The organism is Fulvivirga sp. M361 (assembly GCF_007097395.1).
Classification (GTDB): Bacteria; Bacteroidota; Bacteroidia; order Cytophagales; family Cyclobacteriaceae; genus Fulvivirga.
In genome coordinates this window covers 271,517-291,170 of sequence record NZ_VKDC01000007.1, presented here as the reverse complement: position 1 = coordinate 291,170, position 19,654 = coordinate 271,517, and the positions used below count along the sequence as shown (strand labels likewise).

General features: G+C 41.1%; 15 protein-coding genes. 12 read left to right on the top strand and 3 right to left on the bottom strand.

Going from position 1 to position 19,654, the window contains the following annotated elements; genetic code table 11:
• Positions 1 to 9 precede the first annotated feature (9 nt).
• From FNH22_RS10455 to FNH22_RS10410, 10 genes are all read left to right on the top strand, one after another.
• The gene (locus tag FNH22_RS10455; protein WP_143398305.1) at positions 10 to 1,422 is read left to right on the top strand and encodes a RagB/SusD family nutrient uptake outer membrane protein; all 1,413 of its coding nucleotides are present in this window, start codon (positions 10 to 12) and stop codon (positions 1,420 to 1,422) included.
• 21 nt (positions 1,423 to 1,443) lie between these two features.
• Complete coding sequence (locus tag FNH22_RS10450) at positions 1,444 to 2,457, top strand: hypothetical protein (RefSeq protein WP_143398304.1); 1,014 nt, start codon at positions 1,444 to 1,446, stop codon at positions 2,455 to 2,457.
• A gap of 145 nt (positions 2,458 to 2,602) precedes the next feature.
• Complete coding sequence (locus tag FNH22_RS10445) at positions 2,603 to 4,030, top strand: IPT/TIG domain-containing protein (RefSeq protein WP_185154173.1); 1,428 nt, start codon at positions 2,603 to 2,605, stop codon at positions 4,028 to 4,030.
• Positions 4,031 to 4,201: 171 nt separating this feature from the next.
• Positions 4,202 to 5,485 carry an IPT/TIG domain-containing protein gene (locus FNH22_RS10440; protein ID WP_143398302.1) on the top strand — a complete coding sequence of 428 codons (1,284 nt, stop codon included), beginning with the start codon at positions 4,202 to 4,204 and terminating at the stop codon, positions 5,483 to 5,485.
• A gap of 53 nt (positions 5,486 to 5,538) precedes the next feature.
• Entirely contained in the window at positions 5,539 to 7,224 is a 1,686-nt protein-coding gene (locus FNH22_RS10435) for a T9SS type A sorting domain-containing protein (RefSeq protein WP_185154172.1), read from the top strand.
• A gap of 88 nt (positions 7,225 to 7,312) precedes the next feature.
• Positions 7,313 to 8,386 (top strand): metallophosphoesterase, encoded by a 1,074-nt coding sequence (locus FNH22_RS10430; RefSeq protein ID WP_143398300.1) that lies wholly within the window; start codon positions 7,313 to 7,315, stop codon positions 8,384 to 8,386.
• Positions 8,387 to 8,844: 458 nt separating this feature from the next.
• Entirely contained in the window at positions 8,845 to 10,017 is a 1,173-nt protein-coding gene (locus FNH22_RS10425; RefSeq protein WP_143398299.1) for a glycosyltransferase family 2 protein, read from the top strand.
• A 64-nt stretch (positions 10,018 to 10,081) separates the two neighbouring features.
• Positions 10,082 to 10,405 (top strand): hypothetical protein, encoded by a 324-nt coding sequence (locus FNH22_RS10420; protein WP_143398298.1) that lies wholly within the window; start codon positions 10,082 to 10,084, stop codon positions 10,403 to 10,405.
• On the top strand, positions 10,377 to 11,090 hold the full coding sequence (locus FNH22_RS10415) for a tetratricopeptide repeat protein (RefSeq protein WP_143398297.1): 714 nt from the start codon (positions 10,377 to 10,379) through the stop codon (positions 11,088 to 11,090). Before FNH22_RS10420 ends, FNH22_RS10415 begins: the two co-directional genes overlap by 29 nt.
• The gene (locus FNH22_RS10410; RefSeq protein ID WP_185154171.1) at positions 11,071 to 12,090 is read left to right on the top strand and encodes a glycosyltransferase; all 1,020 of its coding nucleotides are present in this window, start codon (positions 11,071 to 11,073) and stop codon (positions 12,088 to 12,090) included. The genes FNH22_RS10415 and FNH22_RS10410 overlap by 20 nt, the downstream gene beginning before the upstream one ends.
• Here the strand turns inward: FNH22_RS10410 and FNH22_RS10405 are convergent, their stop codons facing one another.
• The gene (locus tag FNH22_RS10405) at positions 12,091 to 12,723 is read right to left on the bottom strand and encodes a TetR/AcrR family transcriptional regulator (protein WP_143398295.1); all 633 of its coding nucleotides are present in this window, start codon (positions 12,721 to 12,723) and stop codon (positions 12,091 to 12,093) included.
• A 91-nt stretch (positions 12,724 to 12,814) separates the two neighbouring features.
• Here FNH22_RS10405 and ggt point away from each other — a divergent pair, with 91 nt between their 5' ends.
• Positions 12,815 to 14,515 carry a gamma-glutamyltransferase gene (gene ggt, locus FNH22_RS10400; RefSeq protein ID WP_143398294.1) on the top strand — a complete coding sequence of 567 codons (1,701 nt, stop codon included), beginning with the start codon at positions 12,815 to 12,817 and terminating at the stop codon, positions 14,513 to 14,515.
• Between the two features lie 129 nt (positions 14,516 to 14,644).
• On the opposite strand, the gene FNH22_RS10395 is transcribed toward ggt, so the two are convergent.
• Complete coding sequence (locus FNH22_RS10395; RefSeq protein WP_143398293.1) at positions 14,645 to 15,496, bottom strand: sterol desaturase family protein; 852 nt, start codon at positions 15,494 to 15,496, stop codon at positions 14,645 to 14,647.
• Positions 15,497 to 15,665: 169 nt separating this feature from the next.
• Here FNH22_RS10395 and FNH22_RS10390 point away from each other — a divergent pair, with 169 nt between their 5' ends.
• Positions 15,666 to 17,132 carry an ATP-binding protein gene (locus tag FNH22_RS10390; RefSeq protein ID WP_143398292.1) on the top strand — a complete coding sequence of 489 codons (1,467 nt, stop codon included), beginning with the start codon at positions 15,666 to 15,668 and terminating at the stop codon, positions 17,130 to 17,132.
• Between the two features lie 6 nt (positions 17,133 to 17,138).
• On the opposite strand, the gene FNH22_RS10385 is transcribed toward FNH22_RS10390, so the two are convergent.
• Positions 17,139 to 19,568 (bottom strand): bifunctional aminotransferase class I/II-fold pyridoxal phosphate-dependent enzyme/GNAT family N-acetyltransferase, encoded by a 2,430-nt coding sequence (locus tag FNH22_RS10385; RefSeq protein ID WP_143398291.1) that lies wholly within the window; start codon positions 19,566 to 19,568, stop codon positions 17,139 to 17,141.
• Positions 19,569 to 19,654: the final 86 nt, after the last annotated feature.

Sequence of the window (19,654 nt, the reverse complement as noted above, 5' to 3'; positions counted from 1 at the left end):
TACAACAGAATGATCAAGATATATAAATATGTATTAATGAGCATATGCCTAATAGTGGTGCTTTCCTGTGATGACAAATTGGATATAGTCCAACCGGACGTGCTGTCCGCTGAAATCGCGATTCAAAATTTAGAAGACCTGGAATTGGCACTTCTAGGTGCTTATGCGACCTTGAGGAGTGAAGGATTATATCGAGAGTCCATGGTGTATTTACCAGATATACTCGCCGATAACATGAGAATAGGACCTACCAACGGAGGTCGTTTCAGGACCCAGACCAACTGGTTGTACACGGCAGGCAACGACATTGATGTTTGGGGAGAAGCTTATCAGCTTATTTTTAGAGCCAATACCGTTATCAATAATGCGGATCAGTTTGAAGACGGGCCTTTTAAAAACAGAATTGTAGGACAGGCCCATGCATTGAGGGCTTTAGGACACTTTGACCTGCTCAGATACTATGGAGAGCAGTACAATAGAAACTCCACAGAACTTGCAGTACCGGTTATTACATTTTTTGAGATAGGTACTCCACCAAGGGCCACAGTAACTGAGGTTTATGATCAGGTGTTTGATGATCTGGATAAAGCCAGGACTATGTTGGGTGATGTTGATGAAGATATACAGGAAAATGGACCTTATTTTATGGACCAAAGAGCCGTATTAGCCCTACTCGCCAGAGTATCACTTTACGCCGAAGAGTGGGAAGATGCAGCAGATTATGCCTCACAGGTCATAAGTACTAACAACCTGGCCGGTATTAGTGATTATCCGGGGATATGGAAAGAAGATGACATTAATGACGAAGTCTTGTTTAGTGTTCTATTTGCTACACGAGATGAGGGCACTTTAGGTAGTCGCCTTTATAATGTAATTCTCAATATGCCGCAACAGTTTACCTATACCGCTTCTTTGGGAGATCTTTATGATAAAACCAATGATATTCGATTCAGCACTTTTGTATTAGAAGATACTGAAACGATAAGTGACAATGTCTATTTGACCATTAAATATCCAGGGCGTGGTGGTGAAAACGGCCTGAACAATGCCAAGGTGCTTAGGGTCAGCGAAATGTACCTCATCAGGGCTGAAGCTTATACCAATATTGATGGTAGAGATGCAGATGCGATGGCGGATTTAAACACCTTAAGAGGTAATAGGATCAGTGCTTATGTTGCAGAGAACCTCAGTGGAGAACAGCTTAAAGAAGCGATCCAGGTGGAAAGAAGAAAGGAACTGGTAGCTGAAGGACATCGATGGTTTGACTTGAGAAGAACAAACAAAGCTATCAACAGAGGAGTTGACTGCAGAGGCATAACACTTAACTGCACCTTACAACCGGGCGACTTTAGATTTGTATACCCAATTCCTCAGGATGAAATTTTGGCAAATCCTGACATGAAACAGAATGATGGATATTAAGAGGTTTAAATATTAGAAACAATGAAAAAATACATATATATAATACTCGCTGCTCTAGGAGCACTGTCGTGCGAAGTAGATAATATCGGACCTCTTTTGGATGAGGATATTGACCGCATATTCTTTGATGTGGATAGTATAGGGAAGTTTGAAAATGATCCTGAGCCTATTCAAATAAGGATAAGCTCTATCAAGCCCGGAAAAAGTACAACCATTACTCTGGGAGGTACGGCTGTGAGAGATGTGGATTATGTCCTGACCGGTGATCTGAACATTTCTTTTGGAGAAAGCGGTGATGCAGCCTACAACCAATACCTATCGATCACATTAATTGACAATTCTGTTGGTGATGATGATAAAACGATCACACTTTCGCTGCCATCGGGGCAAGGCCTTTCCGAAACGAACCGGAGAGAATTGATCATAGCCATAATAAACAATGATGTAAGTTCAGGAACGGTAGAAGTACCTATTGCTGCAACTAATGATGATGTGGAAGAAGCACAAGATGGGCGTATGACGCCATTTGATAGTAGCGATCTTGAATTTGGAGAGTTTGATACCGCAGGCAGCCCGGATTATGGATTACAAACTATCGGCCTCAGGTTTAACAACATCCAAATTCCATCGAATGTAAACATTCTTTCAGCGGCCATTCAATTTACTGCAGATGACACCGGGTCTAATGATGTTCAATTGACCATTTATGGAGAAAACATTGGTAACGCTCCCGAGTATACGAATGCCGATTTCCAAGTGTCTGGCAGAGATAAAACTACGGCCAATGCGATATGGAATATTCCAACATGGTCGACCGAGGGTGAAAGTGGGGCTGCTCAAAAAACGTTGGATTTATCTGCTATTGTTCAGGAAATTATGGACAGAGACGACTGGGCTGCTGGCAACAGCATAAACTTCATAATGGAACATAGCGGACCAAGCATTGGTGTAACTATTAACACTGATGGTAGAGAAGCTGTAACTTTTGACGGAGGTGCTGCTCCTGTTTTGATTATAGACTGGGAGCTTAAATAACTATTTTCCGGAATCATGCATAATGCATGGCTCCGGAACTTTTATTACTACCATAAAATTTCAGATTTATTTTTTAAATGAATAAGTAATGAAAAACATAAAAAATATACCGGTTAAGTGTTTCCTCTTCTGCTTAACTCTACTAATGATCGGACTAGTGGCATGCGAAGATGAGGATGCCGATAGAATTTCTAACTCCCCACAGCGATTACCGGATATCACCACTGTAAGCCCGGCTAGTGGGCCGGTGAGGTCTACTGTGACGCTTACAGGTGCAAATTTCAGCGAAAACCCTGAGGACATCAGTGTGACTTTTGATGGCGGAGACCCTGCAGAAGTGATTGCATCTACCGAGACAACGATTACAGTTGAAGTACCTGATTTTACTACCTCAGGCATTGTAAATCTCGTAGTGGGAACTTCATTTGCTATAGGAGGGCCTACATTTACAATCGAACTGCCGGAAATTGAATCCTATTCACTATCAACTGCCGAACCAGGCACATCGGTTATTATAACAGGCACTAATTTTAGTGAAATACCAACAGACAATGTGGTTAGTTTCAATGGAGAATTAGCTGATGTTTCAGCATCCACATCTACAAGCATTACTACTACGGTTCCCACACAAGCTTTGACGGGCCCTATTACCGTGACCGTGGCTGGGAACGATCCTGTTACAGGCTCTGTATTCACGGTCACAAGACCTGAAGTAACCGTGGCTTCCATAGACCCAACCATGGGAACCCCTGGAATAGAGGTCACCATTGCAGGGACTGGTTTTAGTGAAATACTAACAAATAATACGGTTAGCTTCCAGGGAAGGGAGGCAGACTCAAGTATAGAAGGCGAGGTCATAGCAGCTACAACTACATCTATCACGGTTAGGGTACCGGTGGGCGCTGTTACGGGGACTGTCAGTATTACCGTATTTGGTAGCGCTTCAGTGGCTGGTCCTGAATTTACGGTAACCAGTACCACCCTGTTAATCCCTCTTACCAGTGACGATGATGACGTAGAAGAGATTATGATATTACAAGCGGGCAGTGATGACGCAGTAGGTGATATGGATTTAAGCAGTAGCGATCTGGAATTTGGAGAAATGAGTAGCGGCCAGGGGTTGGTTAAAATTGGGTTGCGATTTAATGAGGTTAACATACCACAGGGAGCAGACGTTCAAGAGGCCAGCATTCAATTTAAATGTGACGATACCGGTTCGGACCCCGTACAGGTTATTATTTTTGGAGAAAATAGCGCTAATGCATCCCCTTATGAAGAATCTAACCGGGAGCTTTCCGGAAGGCCACTTACCACGGCAAACGTAATTTGGGATATTCCGCCATGGGTCAATGAAGGAGATAGAACAGATGCTCAAAAAACAGTTGACCTGTCCAGTATAATCCAGGAAATTGTGAACCGCGACGATTGGGAGTCAGGAAATAGCATTAATATAATTATAGAACCAAGTGGTGTAAGCCTTAGTGCCACGAGCACTTCCGGAGGAAGAGAGGCTGAAAATTATTCATCCTCCAGAGCTGATGATGGAGCCGAATTATCCATCACTTTTAATTAATCTTTTGAACAGAAGAGTGCTTCTGAAAAAAGCACTCTTCTGTTCCCTTTTTAATGATAGCGCTGGTCTGTTCAGCCGACATTGAAGAATATTCCAACTTCTCGGAAAGAAATAGTATTGTGCTATTAAGTATACAATATGAATCAAAAACATCAATAATTACCTGCATCCATGAATAAGAAAAATATTTATGCTTTGGTTTGGATAACCACTTGGTGCTTTGTGGGAATGCAAAGCTCCTGCTCAAGTGATGAAGGTGATAAAACGGAAGAGCTTCCTCTGCCAACAATCACTTCAATAAACCCTTTAAAAGGGGAAGTGGGAGACGCAATTACGATCAATGGCAGTAATTTCAGTGCTAATGCTACTGAGGTTACCGTTGATTTTAATGGCATCAAAGCCACTGAAATATTTTTTTCTTCAGTAAGTCAGATCTCCACACAAGTCCCGGCAGGTGCTACCACCGGTAATATATCCGTGACCATTGCAAATCAAACCGTAAAAGGCCCGTTTTTTACTGTTGAAGAAAAAGTGGTAATAAATAATGATCAAACCCCTGTAAACTTCAAAATCGCTTTTATCGGAGATTCTGAGGTTGATGCAGCGGCAGATGCAGTTTTATCTCTTATTAAAAGCGAAGGAACAAATGTAGTAGTACATTCGGGTGACCTGGGTTATGATCGTAATGCACCATTGATATTTGAAAACAATGTCAATGCTGTTTTAGGAGAAGATTTTCCATATTTCTATGTGGTGGGCAATCATGATGATCACCTTTGGAATATCAGCGGAGGGTACCAACAGCTTTTGGAAAGCAGGTTCAAAAGACTGGGAATTGAGTGGACAGGACAATTGGGTGTGATGAGTTCGTTTTCATACAAGGGGATCTTTTTTGTTTCATCTGCACCAGATGAATTTGGTATTACTTCCACCGAGGCAGGTAATTATATCCGTGATCAATTAAGTGGAAATTCGGCCATCTGGAGGATATCATTTTGGCACAAAAATCAGCGACTAATGCAAATTGGCGGCAAAGCAGATGAGGCCGGATGGGATGTATATGAGGAATCACGAAAAGGTGGAGCTATAATAGCCACGGCTCATGAGCATTCTTATAGCCGGACCTACGAGATGAGCAACTTTCAGACACAAACTATTTCCACCACAAATAATACTGTTAATCTTATAAAAGACAATTTGGCGACTTCAGACGATGAAGGCAGGTCATTTGCCTTTGTTTCCGGCCTTGGTGGCAGAAGCATCAGGGACGGAGAAGCAGGCCTGGACCTGAATCCATGGTGGGCTGATGTTTATCATAGCAATAATGGAGGTCAATACGGAGCGCTGTTTGGCGAGTTCAATTATAATGGAGATGCCATGCTGGCGCGTTTCTATTTTAAAGACATTGATGGTGCAGAGAGAGATGAGTTTTTTGTAAGGTCAAACTTACAGTAATCTGAATAAGGCATATCTAAAGTATGCCTACAGGTTTATAAAAAATGTTCACTATGAAGTATATCAAAATAATCAATTATAGAATAATAATACTGTTCATCCTTTTTCAAAGTCAAATAGAAAACTCTATTGGCCAGTCCAAAGAGGAATGTGGTACGGTTCCCAACCAACAATACCTGGATTACTTAGAAAACAGTTTGACAGAACGAGAGAAGTTGGTAAATAGACATTACAAGGACAGGCTTCAAGGCAGAGCTACCAGTACGAGTATTCCAGTTCAATTCCATGTAAGCCGGACGACGGAGGGTAACGATGCTGCGGTAAGCGACGAGGACCTGCTAAAGGTTATAGACAATATAAATACGTCATTCTCAATAATGGGAATTTCATTTACTTCCTGCGGGCAAACCAAGTTCATCGATGATACCTTCCTACATACTAATTTTGAAAAAGACCTACACGACCCGTTACTCGATCAATATGATGACAAATTCATTCTGAACATTTATTTCTTTGCTGATATAACAGACGTGAATGGTTATGCCAAATTCCCCCAGGATCAGGTAGACAGAATTGTTATAACTAGTGAAAGAGCCTTAACAAGTACAGTAGAACATGAGTTAGGCCATTATTTTTCTTTACTTCATACCTACGAGACTTCCCGGGGAAATGAATTAGTTAGCGGTAATAATTGCCGGGTGGCAGGTGATTTTATATGTGATACGCCTCCGGACCCGGGGGACAGAAGTGATTTCAATGCATGCATATATAACGGAACTGCTGTGGATGGCGCCGGTGATCGGTATGCCCCGGATGGCTTTAATTACATGGGAAGAGGACAAGCAACCTGCCGAAACAGGTTTTCAATACTTCAGCGAGAACGGATATTAGCTTCGTTACTGATGGACCGATACTACCTGGTGGATTGTTCACAAACTGCACCTGAAAATAGCTGCATATCCACGATCACCTCTTTTCCCTATGAAGAAAGTTTTGAAGATTTTGCAGGAGGAACCGAATGGAGACAGAATGTTGATGATGATTTTGGATGGAGGATCAGACATCGTACCTCCTCAAGTAACACCGGGCCGGATGAAGCGTTGGATGGTGATTATTTTATGTATACCGAAGCGTCTGATTACATGAATGCCACGGGTATTTTAAGTAGTCCTTGCTTTGATCTGCAAGATCGGAGTACACTTAATGTCACTTTTGGATATCACCTGTTTGGTACGGACATAGGCAAGCTTTCATTGCAACTAACAAAAGATGAAGGAGCTACATGGGCAAGCGTATGGGTGCAGCAAGGAAACAAAGGCAATCAATGGAATAATGCGGTTATTACTCTTGATGAGTATGTAGGCAACACCATCCAGTTAAGATTTGTAGGTGAGACAGGCAGTGGTTCCAGAGGTGATATGGCCATCGATAATATTGTGATTTCCAGTGCCCCATTGGTCACTGGCGTGAGACCAGGTCCGGACAAAAATACTTTGACATTATACCCTAATCCTGCACGGGATATCCTGACCATTCAATATTCTGACCTTAAACAGGGGCATCCTACATTGTATGTAACAAATGTGAGTGGGCACGTGGTCTATGAACAGAAGCTATCAAATATATCCGCTTCAAAGGAGATTAAATTAGATCTTAAGGAATGGAATCCGGGAGTTTATTATGTACGCATCATTGGCCAGGAAAAGGAATTTACCACGATGTTTGTCCATCAACCATAAAACCAAACCCTGGCTGGACAACAAAAATTAAATGTTGTCAGCGAGGTTATGTTTCAAATAATACCTGATAAATAAAAACCACTTTAAAATGAGTCTCATTATTCGTACAATAATACTGGCATGTATTTGCCTTCACTCATCTCTTTTAAAAGCGCAGTTTGATGATTGTCCGTACATATTTTATGATACGGACAAAATCATAGTAAAATGGATTGAAGGTGGGGAACTGGTTCAAAAGGAGTATGACAAAGATCGCTTCAAAAAATTAAAGATCAGTTCGTGCGAAGCGTTTCAATCCAAATACCTTGATCTAAACCCGTCGGATAACATAGATTATGGGCAACGTTTTACAGGCATTTCCAAAATCGCGGTCCTCAGCGATATTCACGGACAATATGACCTATTCATTAAGTTACTCCAAGCCCAAAAAATCATCAATAAAAAAGGAAAATGGAGTTACGGAAAAGGACATTTTATTATTGTCGGAGACGTATTCGACAGAGGCGATAGCGTAACGGAAACTCTTTGGTTTTTGTATAAGCTGGAAAAGGAAGCTATAAAAGCAGGAGGAAAAGTACACTTACTTCTGGGGAATCATGAAGTCATGGTTTTGAATGGTGACTTAAGATACATCCATGACAAGTACCAGTTAATATCTGAAAAGATGGACATGAAGTATCATGAATTGTTCGGTTCAAATACATTAATAGGTCACTGGTTAAGGACAAAACCTGTGGCTATTACAATTAACGACATAGCTTTTGCACATGCGGGCTTTTCTCCTGAATTTGCAAGTAAAGGTTTTGACATTCAATCCACTAACCGCCTGTTTTACAAAAAAATAATAGACAAAACGAAGAAAGACATTGCAAAAAATGATACGGCTAAGTTTTTGGCAAAATCTGACGGGCCCATATGGTATAGGGGATACTTTAAAGACGAGAATTTCACCAAGCAACAGGCAACGGAAATCCTTGAACATTTAAATAAAAAACACATTGTGGTAGGCCATACTTCTATGAAAAAGGTGAAGTCTCATTTCGACGGAACAATATTCAGCGTTGATTCGAGCATCAAAAAAGGTGAAAAGGGTGAAATTTTGATTTGGGAAAATGATCAGTTTTATCGAGGCTTACTTTCAGGAGAGAGAGTCGCGTTTTAAAGAAGTAATTCAACCTATTACACAATGAATTAACTGACGGATAATCAGCACAAAAAAACACACAATGCATAGGGGATATCCGATGACTCATTGTTTTAAACTTTGAGAGCCATTAGTTATCTGATCCCAAAAATGTGTTGAAGGTTTTAAGTTTTCTTGTCAAGGTATGTGTCATGCTTGTCGTTATCATAAGTCTGGTCCTTGTGCTCATATTGAATTATGCAGATTATCATAAGATCACCAAAGTTATGAATGGCAAGTAACCGGTAAGCTCTTGGCTATTTGTTCATCACCGGTGCAATAAAAACCATAATGAAGTTGACAAAGACCCTCCTGATAAAAGACAAAACATTATTCATTTAAAGTTTAATCCTGAACTCATCAGATTATTATTGGTGTATTGACTTACATTTATCGCTTACTCTTATAATTTTACTTTTCTATAGATTAAGCATTTCATGGACCTAATTGAATTCGTCTTCTGGATAAGCCTAAGTATCATCATTTATACCTATTTAGGCTACGGAATTGTATTGTATTTACTGGTAAAGATCAAGCGGATCTTGAAACCTGCCGCTGAGAATTATTATGATTTTAATGAGCTACCTGAACTTACACTGATTGTTGCCTGCTACAATGAAGCTGACATTCTGGATGAGAAAGTAAAAAACACACTGGAGCTTTCATATCCTGAGAAGAAACTAAATCTCTACTTTGTTACAGATGGATCTACAGATAACTCCGGCGAGGTACTGGGCAAATATGAACGCATCCGGGTATTTCATACGGACAAGAGGGGCGGAAAAGTGGCGGCGGTTAATCGGGTTATGGAATTTGTAACCACTCCGTTGGTCGCTTTCTGTGATGCCAATACCTTCCTGAACGCCGAGGCCATGGTCCACCTGGCCAGGCATTACAAAAATAGTGCGGTAGGCGCTGTAGCCGGGGAGAAAAAAATCTATCAGGGTGATAAAGAACATGCTGCAGGTTCCGGGGAAGGAGCTTACTGGAAGTATGAGTCCTTTCTCAAAAGAATGGATTCAGAACTGGGGACGGTGGTAGGCGCCGCCGGAGAATTATTTTCGGTCAGAACTGATCTCTATGAAATGGTGCCTAAAAATATCATTATTGAAGATTTTTATCTTAGCATGCGTATCGTGACTAAGGGCTACAAAGTGGTCTATGAACCCGATGCTTATGCCATGGAGACGGGCTCAGCATCCACAAAAGAAGAGGAAAAAAGGAAAATCCGTATCGCTGCCGGTGGTATCCAATCCATTATCAAACTGGTCGGTTTATTAAATTTTTTCAAGTATGGCATAGTTACCTTTCAATATGTGTCGCACAGGGTACTTCGATGGACCTTAACACCATTGCTATTACCTGTAGTAATTGTTTTGAACTATCTTCTACTGGGCTTACACCCCTTCTATCCCCTCCTATTCGCAGCACAGCTGGCTTTTTATACACTTTCTCTTCTTGGTTATGCTCTACGTGGTCAAAAAGTAAAATTTAAGTTGTTGTTTATTCCCTATTATTTCACTTTCATGAACTGGTCGGTTTATAGAGGGTTTCTGAGATATGCAGGAGGAAAACAATCGGCTGTATGGGAAAAAGCCAAACGGGCCTGATCATCATTACATAAGAAAGTCTTCCTTTTTTCAATAAAAACGAACTTCTTTACGTTTAGATTCTTTGGTGCGACTCATCACGATATTACTCCTTTTTATTGGGATCCTTTTTGGATGTAGCAGAACCAGGTATATCACGGTAAAACATGTTAAGCCGGTAAATCGCAACAGTTATTACAATAAAAAGAAAGACAGAAAGAAAAAACGAGTGAAGTACGTGAGAGTTAAAATACTCAAAGAATCTAAATACGTAAAAGCTCCACGAGAAAAAAAGAAGAAAGAAAAGAAGCAGAAAGAGGAAGAGGAGGAAATTACAGAGGAAGAAGAAACTAATCTTGAAGAATTAGAGGAACCTACCAATGAACCGGATAGTACAGGCTTATTTTAAGGAAGGAATTGAATACTGCAGGAAAGAGGCATTTGAAAAAGCTATACCATTGTTCGACAAGGTACTTTCTCATGAACCTGAACATATCGATACCCTATATAACCGGGCCAAAGCCCGGTTTAAGCTAAAACAGCTCGAAGCTTCTATCTCAGATTTTGATCAACTAATAGAATTACAGCCCCGTCACGCACTATTTTATAGCGAACGTGGTGTAGCACATTACCTGGCGGGGAATATGACAAGTGCTTTATCTGACCTTGATAAGACAGTAGAACTGGAACCTCAAAAGCCTTTCAGGTACAGCAGCCGGGCTTTTATAAAAGAGCGGGCAGGCGACTTAAAAGGCGCTATAGCAGACTATGAAAAAGCAATTTCATTAGACCCTGAAGATGCTATATCGCTTAATAACAAAGGGCTTATCGAAGAAAAGATGGGGCATCTGGAAAAATCAAAAAAGAGCTTTGCCGGCGCAGATGCACTAGACCCTGCACATAAGGCTACAGATCAACCAAAAAAAGAGGACATTTCTAATGATCCTATCCGGTATAAACCCAAACCTCCGGTGGAAGGTAATAAAGTCAACGTTAAAAGCTATTTGAATACCCTTACAGCGTTGATCACTTCAAAAGAAGAACAAAAGATGTTCATTGATTTTCTCAAAAACTTTGGCAGAACACAAAAGTAAGCCTAAAGTAAGTGTTGTACTCCCGGTATTTAATGCAGCAAATACCTTAAAACGCGCAGTTGACTCGATGCTGTGCCAGAAGTACGATCATTGGCAACTGGTGATCGTCAACGATGGCTCTACGGATGGAACTTTGAAGTATCTGAGAGACCTGGACGACCAACGTATTGCCATTTATACTCTACCTCACTGCGGGATCGGCAGGGCTTTGAACTTCGGTATCCGAATGAGTTCCGGTGAGTACATCGCCCGAATGGATGCAGACGATGTATCCTCGTGCCATCGACTTTCATCGCAGGCATACTACCTGGATCAGAACCCTTCCGTGGGCCTGGTATCCGGACAGGTGACCTATATGGGAGACCGCACCACTCAGGCAGGTTACGCGCATTACGTAGATACGATAAATGCAATCGTAAAGGAAGAAGACATTGTCCATAAACGATTCTTTGAGTCTCCATTTGCACACCCTTCGGTAATGTTCAGAAAGTCACTCATCGCTCAATATGGCGGGTACAATGAACAGTCATTACCCGAAGATTACGAGCTTTGGCTACGATGGTTATCGAATGGTGTGAGAATGCATAAACTGGACCAGGAGGTATTATGCTGGTATGACAGTAAGCAACGGCTGTCAAGAACCAACCTTAACTATGCGCCGGGCAAATTCTTTGACGTAAAAGCACATTATTTTCACTTTTGGCTTGCAGGTAACTCAGATCGAATCAAACAAATCTGGGTATTTGGCAGTGGTAAAGAAGTAAACAGGCGGCTGCGCCCATTTATTAAAAGGGGGATTACAATAGAGCGCTTTATTGATGTAAAGAAAAGGTACAACGTTTCAAAATACATTCATTTTAATGACTTGCCCGAAGCGGATGCAAACGGTTCAAGGCTCATTTTGTCTTTTGTTCGTGACAGAGCGGGGAGGGAAGCTATCTTAACCTTATTACAACAACTTAGATACAAGGAAGGAGTAGATTTCTTCATCATGGCCTGATCACTTCAGTCCGTTCAGGGCCATATCCATGTTGCGTTTTAGGTATAATTTCACGTAATCGACTTGTAAAAGATGTCCGGAAACCAAAGATCCATACATAATGGACAAAAACACCTTGGAGATCTCTTTAGTATCACTGCTTAACGTGATCTCTTTTCGAAAAATAGCCTCCAATACAAAGTTTTCCAGCATCTGATGCAATGACAATATCTCTATTTTCTCAACTTCCTCTTTGGAATGCAGTAATGTCCTGTCCAACGCTTTCAAAGGTATCGGGGCGGGTGGGCGATCAAACCTGGTAATATAGCTGATCAACCCCAATATGATACCTGGATGCTTTACAAAGGTATCTGCCAGTTTTTCATTGAGATAATATATACCGTCCAAACCTTGCTTTGGCTCTATGGAACACTCTACTGCCCTTTCAAAAAGCCATACACGCCAATAATAAAGAAGAATGTCATCTTTTTGAGGGAAATATTTAAAGAAGGTGACTTTAGATACTCCTACTTTCTCACAAATGGTCTCAACGTATAGTTGATCAAAAGATTTTTTCCCTGCTAATTTGGTGGCTACGCTAAGAATTTTGAGCCTTAGTTGAGCTGATTTTTGTTGCCTGCGTCCTACTTTCATAAATATTTACCTGAGTAAAGTACTTCTATTTTAGGCTTTATGTCAACTGATCAAAGGCATTTAATTATATTCAGGAATATTTCCATCTTTTATGAAGCATATATCTGTTCTACTTACCTCGTTCACAGTTCTCTTAACTTGTTGCTCGCCTGCTCCGAAAGAGGCCGTCAAAGAACCTATTCCAGGCCTTATCACAGAAAAAGCGATGGTGGTTAGCGCTCATCCATTGGCTTCAGAAGTAGGTGTGGACATTATGAAACGGGGAGGTAATGCGGTAGATGCTGCTATTGCCACGCAATTTGCTCTGGCAGTAGTATATCCGGCTGCTGGCAATATCGGTGGTGGTGGTTTTATGATCATCAGAACGAACGAAGGTGAAACCGATGCACTGGATTTCCGCGAAGCCGCTCCTCAGGCAGCCTCCAGAGACATGTACCTGGATGAAAGCGGTGAAGTTATAGAACTGCTCAGCAGGCGTGGGCACCTGGCTGTCGGCGTACCGGGCTCTGTAGATGGCATGGTCAAGGCTTATGAGAAATATGGCTCAATGCCATGGAAAGACCTGTTACAACCCGCTATTGAACTAGCTTCAAAAGGCTTTCCGCTTACGCTTAAAGAAGCAAATGGGTTGAATAATAATCAAAAAGATCTGATCTCCTACAATACGGTCACTCCGGAGTTTCTGATCAAAGAATGGAAAGAAGGAGATACCATCCAATGGCTGGAATTATCCGAAACATTAAAAAGGATAAGCGCTGACGGCAGAGATGGTTTTTACAAAGGTAAAACAGCTGATGATATTGTCACTGAGATGAAGCTGGGAAAGGGACTTATTACGTACGATGACCTTACCAGCTACCAGGCTAAGTGGAGGGCACCAATTATTGGCTCATACAAGGAGCACAAAATCATATCTATGTCTCCTCCTTCCAGTGGTGGTATAGCGCTTATGCAGCTTTTAAAATCCGTAGAATCCCATGACCTGGCGGGCATGGGGCATAATTCCGGACAAACAATTCACTTGATGACAGAAGCACAACGAAGAACTTACGCAGACCGCGCTACACATCTTGGAGATCCGGATTTTTATAATGTTCCACAATTTGAATTACTGGAAGAAGATTATGTCCTGAAGCGTATGTCAGACTATTCTCCTGAAATAGCAAGTAACAGTGATAGCATAAGCGCCGGGGATTTTGCCTACAAAGAATCTGAACAGACCACCCATTTTTCTATTGTAGACCAAAACGGTATGGCTGTTTCCGTAACCACCACACTAAATGGTGGGTATGGGTCGAAAGTAGTAGTGGCCGGTTCCGGGTTCTTTCTTAATAATGAGATGGACGATTTCAGTATAAAACCTGGTTTTCCTAACCTTTATGGTTTGGTAGGTGGTGAGGCCAATGCTATAGTGCCCGGTAAACGAATGTTAAGCTCCATGACCCCTACCATAATAGAAAAAGACGGAAAGCTCCTGATGGTAGTGGGAACACCAGGTGGTTCCACCATTATTACCTCTGTTTTTCAGACTGTTCTTAATGTACTGGAACATGGCATGACCATGCAGGAAGCTGTCTCTGCCGGCAGGGTACACCATCAATGGAAACCTGATATAGTTTTCTATGAGCAAGATGTACTGGACGCACCTACTCAGGAAGCACTTTCGGGTAAAGGTCATAATCTCAAACCACGCCAGCCATATGGCCGTGTTGATGCCATCCTGGTATTGCCGGACGGACGGCTTGAAGGAGGGGCCGATCCCAGGGGTGATGACATGGCCTCAGGTTATTAGAGCATGGTGCTGGGAGCAGAGAGCATGGATGTCCGTCCCTAAATAAGGTTGAGCGATTCTACTAACTATTTACTATCTGACAGGGAGAGCTCGAAGAGTTGGGTATGGAGTAATGAAAATATTTTTCTCTCATTCGGGTTTTTCCTCACCGAATTTAGCCCCCACAGGAGGCCTGTATTTTTTAAATGGAATAGAAAGCAAGTTGACCAAAGATGAATTCTCTTCCGGCCTCATATGCGTATCAATACCATATGTCAGGGTCTTTGTATTTTTTACCTGTACGAAAGTATTAAATAACCGGTCCCATATCGAAAAAATATTTCCATAATTGGTATCCGTCAAGGGTTGTGCATAATGATGGTGCACCTTATGCATATTCGGCGTAACAAAAAAATAGGACAATACCCTGTCCACACTCGCAGGCATATTGATATTGGCATGCGTGATATGCGCAAATAATACGGACAGGCTTTGGTATAACATAACAATACCGATGGGAGCTCCAACGATCACCACGGCAAGAATGGTAAAAAATATCCGGAAAAAAGTCTCCCCGGGATGGTGCCTCAGACCTGTGGTCACATCCACCGTAGTGTCAGTATGATGAATGAGATGAAATTGCCACATCCATTTGACTTTATGTTCTAACCAGTGTATAAAATATGCCCCTATAAGGTCTAACAATAATACCCCTATAATGACCTGTGCCCAAAGCGGTAATTCGACCAAATAAAGCAAACCAAATTCGTTTGTAGCTACATAATCTGATGCGCGGACCAAAAACCAGGCGAGCCCAAAGCCAATAATAGCTGTAGTAAGCGTAAAAAATAAATTAAGACCCGCGTGTTTGAACTTATTATAGGCAAATGGAAACAAAGGAATAATCCCTTCTAACACCCAAAATAAGAAAATTCCTCCTAATAATATTCCTGCTCGAAAACTAGTAGGAATGTCACTAAAAAAAATGATAAATTCCTCCATACAAAAACGAATGTAACCATTTACGATAAACAATGTTAAGTGATATAAAATTGTTTTCTATAAAAGAAAAACAAGATTGGCGAGGTAATGATTGTAATAATTTGAATATTGCAGTAATATCCATTGATCAATAGAGGCGATAAATTAAATAAATTGACCCCTTGGTTGCATGTCTTTAATATCAGATAAAGGAGTGAAAATGATCCAGCATTATTTGTCCGGGCTGGAAAAGTCAGGAGCTTCGGACGAGTCTTATGGATCTGAAAAGGAGATACTGGATACCCTCAAATCCCTGAATAAACAGCTGCAGGACGCTCGCATCGCTAATAATCGGTTAATATCCAAAAACAAAAGCCTTACTCAAGAACTAGGGACTGCGAAGAAACAATTATCCGATTTTGAATCAGCAAAAGTGTATTCGGAAGAACGCATGACCGAAGCTGTTGAGGTAATATTAGCATTGGCCGATCTGGAATTCGGTAGAGAAGCTTCCATTCTGGGTACCGGTGATGAATATGATGCGTTGGCTACAGGTCTAAAAATGCTTGCCGAAGAATTACAGGCAAAAACGATATCGCAGCATTATTTGAATGATGTTATCGTCAGTATGAGTGAAATACTGATCGTGGTAGATAAAACAGGAATAATTGAAACCTGCAACGCAGCGGGCAAGGTGCTTTTAGGCGAAGATGTTGAAGGTAACACCATAACAGCACTACCTTGCTGCCAACTCACGGAAAAAGAGGTTAAAACGCATTTTACACTTGCAGGTATAGAATATATCATAAAAAACAACGAGTCTTATCAAGTTGAACTTAATGTTGAGAACATTGAAGGCAACCTTATCCCCCTGGAAGTCCAGTTATCTCCTATGAAAAGTCGTGAAGGTGTAGTGATCATTGCACGCGACATACGAGAAAGAAAAGCGGCAGAGGCAAAACAAAAAGAACTGGTAACGCACCTGGAGAATTCAAATAAAGAACTTAAGCAATTTGCTTACATTACGTCACATGATCTGAAGGCACCTCTTCGTGGTATTTCCATGTTAGCTCAATGGATATTGGAAGACAGTGAAGCCGTGTTAAGCACGGAGTCCAAAAACAACCTGGCCATGCTTACCAAGCGTGTGCGACGTCTCTACAGTTTCCTGGAAGGTGTACTTGCCTATTCTAAAATAGGTTTAAGTAAAGAGCTTACATTTGACATAGACCTGAATGACCTGGTAAATGAAGTGGTGGATCTGCTGAGTATTCCGGCTCATATCAACCTTAGCATAGATTCTAAGCTTCCTGTTGTAACTGTTGCCAAAACACATATGATACAGGTTTTCCAAAACCTGATATCCAATGCCATCAAATATAACGACAAGGAAAAGGGTGAGGTAAATATTGGAATAGTAGAGAGAGAAAATAAAACCCACTTTTACATTAAGGACAACGGTATAGGCGTGGACCCGGTACATTATGAAAAGATCTTTGTAATATTTCAGACACTAGTACCAAGGGATACAATAGAAAGTACTGGAATTGGTCTTACAATCGTAAAAAAAATTATCGAGCACTATGGGGGTGAAATCTGGCTCGAATCTGAAAAAGGGAAAGGCAGTTGCTTTTGGTTCACCTTAAACGATACTTAATGCGTATCAATCATTCTGCAAAGCAATCGTAGCTTGCATCATTTGCGCTTCATAATTGTCTTTGGCCTGAACATAGGCTACTTTAGGATACAGTTCACATCCGATCCGCTGCTTTTCAATAGAGGCTGATATCCCAAAATTAACTCTTTTGCATCCAAGTGTATTAGCTCTTCTCACCATTTGATATAGCGCTGTCCTGTAAACACCGTAGTCAAAGACGTAATCATAATCCATGCCGATAAGCATAGGGCTATACACCTGTTCTACGTTGATATGGCAAAAGCCAACGGCCACCAGTTTTGCCTCCTCTTTCTCTTCTGTCCTGAGATAAAGCATTAAAAATTCCCAGCAGGATTCATCATTCATCGTATGAAACAGTTTATCCGGAAAATCAAATGAGTTGATGGCATAGTTGTTATTTTTTACATTTTGAAACAACTTCATCGCCTGGGAAAGTTCGTCATTCTCCAAGGATTTTTTCACCTGTATGTCATAGTATTCTTCATACTGCTTGATCTTCTGTCTGTAGTGCCTTTTCCCTTTTTTAGAACTTATATCCACAAAACCATCTTCCCCCACCCAGTTCAGATCTTCAAAAACACAAGATTCGGGCATATCTACTTTAACAAAGCTTTGTTCTAACATAAACCGATGTATTTCTTCATCCTGTGCCATATAATCACGTAAAATAATGTTCTTGACATCGTGTAACTTTTGTTCGTGATATACCTCATCAAGTAGCAAGCTAAACGCCTCTTTCCATTGAACTGAAGACCTGTTAATATAGAAATGGTCCCCTTCCGTGAACAGACTTCCCATGACCATAGCTTTAGAAGTAAAGTAGTAAGGGTCTGTTCTTCTTTTCTCCTCCATCGTTTTTGATATGGAGACTTCTGAGAACATGTCTTCTTTATAAAGTGCAATCACAAAAAAGGTCATGAGTATCACTTCCCCTTCTTTGTTCTTAACGGTGTAATACCGAAACAACCAGTTGCTTTCAGTTTTTTCGTTATTGGAAAATGATTCTTCAAGAAACCTCAACCCTTGCCAGTCGAACATTCCCCGATGCCCTAAAAAGTTATTCCACACTTTTTCATCTACATCATGGATACTTTCACATCGATCTAAGGTTAATTCACTGGCCTGTTCAGGGGTTTTATTGGTCTCTTTAGGTGGCTCGATCTTAAAAGCTTCCCATATCTTGGTACGGGTCAGCCTCACCTCTCTCAGTGATGCGTCAAAATGATATTGAAGCTTATCTACCATGATTTCAATATCTTCCAGTGTATTACTGTTGGATACGGTAACTCTTGTCCCGGTATTTTTAGCAGGAACGCCCGGAAAGGGTGCCAGGTTAATATATATACCATCCTTTATCAGTTCTTTGATCAAAAGGTTTCCCATGGCCATTGTACCTGTACCAATATAGAATATCGGACTAACGTTTGAGGAGATCATCGGAAGATCTGTATTAGAGATCAGTGAATTGGCATAGCTTATTTTCTTTTGAAGCTCATTTTGCAGTGAAACAATTTCTGGGCTCAAATGTATTTTGGCTGATTCGACGGCAGCACCTAATATGGGTGGTTCCATTTGGACTGAAAATGTTAACGGTCCTCCAAAGGTCTTCACTTTACGATGCCACTCTTTATTGGGGAAAAGTGTAAGTCCTCCACAGGCACCAAAGGCTTTCCCCATTGTACTGGTCAATATCGTCTTATGATGCAAAGTCCCCATTTGCCCCATTACATACCCTGTACCATGTTTTCCATCCCAACTCATGCCATGCGCATCATCCAGGTACAGGTAGAGTTCATCGTATTTATCTGACAAGGCCATTAACTCTTTCACAGGGGCTAAATCACCATACATGGAGTACACACCATCAGCCATATACCAGATCTTATCAAACTTACCACGCTGCTTTTTCACTCTTTCTTCCAACATTTCCAGGTTGCTATGTCGTATCATTTCCACAACCACCCCTCTGCTCAAGAGTTTTTTTACCGCATCCTGAACACTGGTATGTACCTGATGGTCCAGTATAACCAGGTCAGAATTTCTTATTACTGTTGGAATAGTCGCTAAATGCGATAATGTACAGTTTTTTGAAATAACTACGGGGGCCTGATACATATCTTCTATCAAACTTTCTAACTCCTCATACAAAGGATTGGACACATAGGTCTTGGACATTGGGAATTGCGTCCCATAGCGTTGTATTGCTTTAATAGCGCCGTCCTTAATTTTTGGATGGTGCTCTAACCCTAAATAACCACAGGTGCCAAAATGTAAAACTCTTTTTCCCTGAATGGAAAGTGTGCGGCCGTTCAACGGTTCGTCATCTGCATACAAATGCAGACTGCCCGTTTCCTTAGCTAACGTAAACACCTCATCAACAGTATCAATGATGTTATTATGTCTGATTTTTGCCATACCAATTTGTTTATGTAGATTGTAATTAAAATCAATATCAATAATATTAGTAACATTATAGTATTTTACAATGTTTCAGTCTAAAA

Bases quoted from the DNA above. Each gene is read 5' to 3' on its own strand.
- FNH22_RS10385 (WP_143398291.1), bottom strand. From the start codon at position 19,568: ATGGCAAAAATCAGACATAATAACATCATTGATACTGTTGATGAGGTG.
- FNH22_RS10430 (WP_143398300.1), top strand. From the start codon at position 7,313: ATGAGTCTCATTATTCGTACAATAATACTGGCATGTATTTGCCTTCAC.
- FNH22_RS10415 (WP_143398297.1), top strand. From the start codon at position 10,377: ATGAACCGGATAGTACAGGCTTATTTTAAGGAAGGAATTGAATACTGC.
- FNH22_RS10440 (WP_143398302.1), top strand. From the start codon at position 4,202: ATGAATAAGAAAAATATTTATGCTTTGGTTTGGATAACCACTTGGTGC.
- FNH22_RS10405 (WP_143398295.1), bottom strand. From the start codon at position 12,723: ATGAAAGTAGGACGCAGGCAACAAAAATCAGCTCAACTAAGGCTCAAA.
- ggt (WP_143398294.1), top strand. From the start codon at position 12,815: ATGAAGCATATATCTGTTCTACTTACCTCGTTCACAGTTCTCTTAACT.
- FNH22_RS10445 (WP_185154173.1), top strand. From the start codon at position 2,603: ATGATCGGACTAGTGGCATGCGAAGATGAGGATGCCGATAGAATTTCT.
- FNH22_RS10390 (WP_143398292.1), top strand. From the start codon at position 15,666: ATGTCTTTAATATCAGATAAAGGAGTGAAAATGATCCAGCATTATTTG.
- FNH22_RS10395 (WP_143398293.1), bottom strand. From the start codon at position 15,496: ATGGAGGAATTTATCATTTTTTTTAGTGACATTCCTACTAGTTTTCGA.
- FNH22_RS10425 (WP_143398299.1), top strand. From the start codon at position 8,845: ATGGACCTAATTGAATTCGTCTTCTGGATAAGCCTAAGTATCATCATT.
- FNH22_RS10450 (WP_143398304.1), top strand. From the start codon at position 1,444: ATGAAAAAATACATATATATAATACTCGCTGCTCTAGGAGCACTGTCG.
- FNH22_RS10435 (WP_185154172.1), top strand. From the start codon at position 5,539: ATGAAGTATATCAAAATAATCAATTATAGAATAATAATACTGTTCATC.
- FNH22_RS10455 (WP_143398305.1), top strand. From the start codon at position 10: ATGATCAAGATATATAAATATGTATTAATGAGCATATGCCTAATAGTG.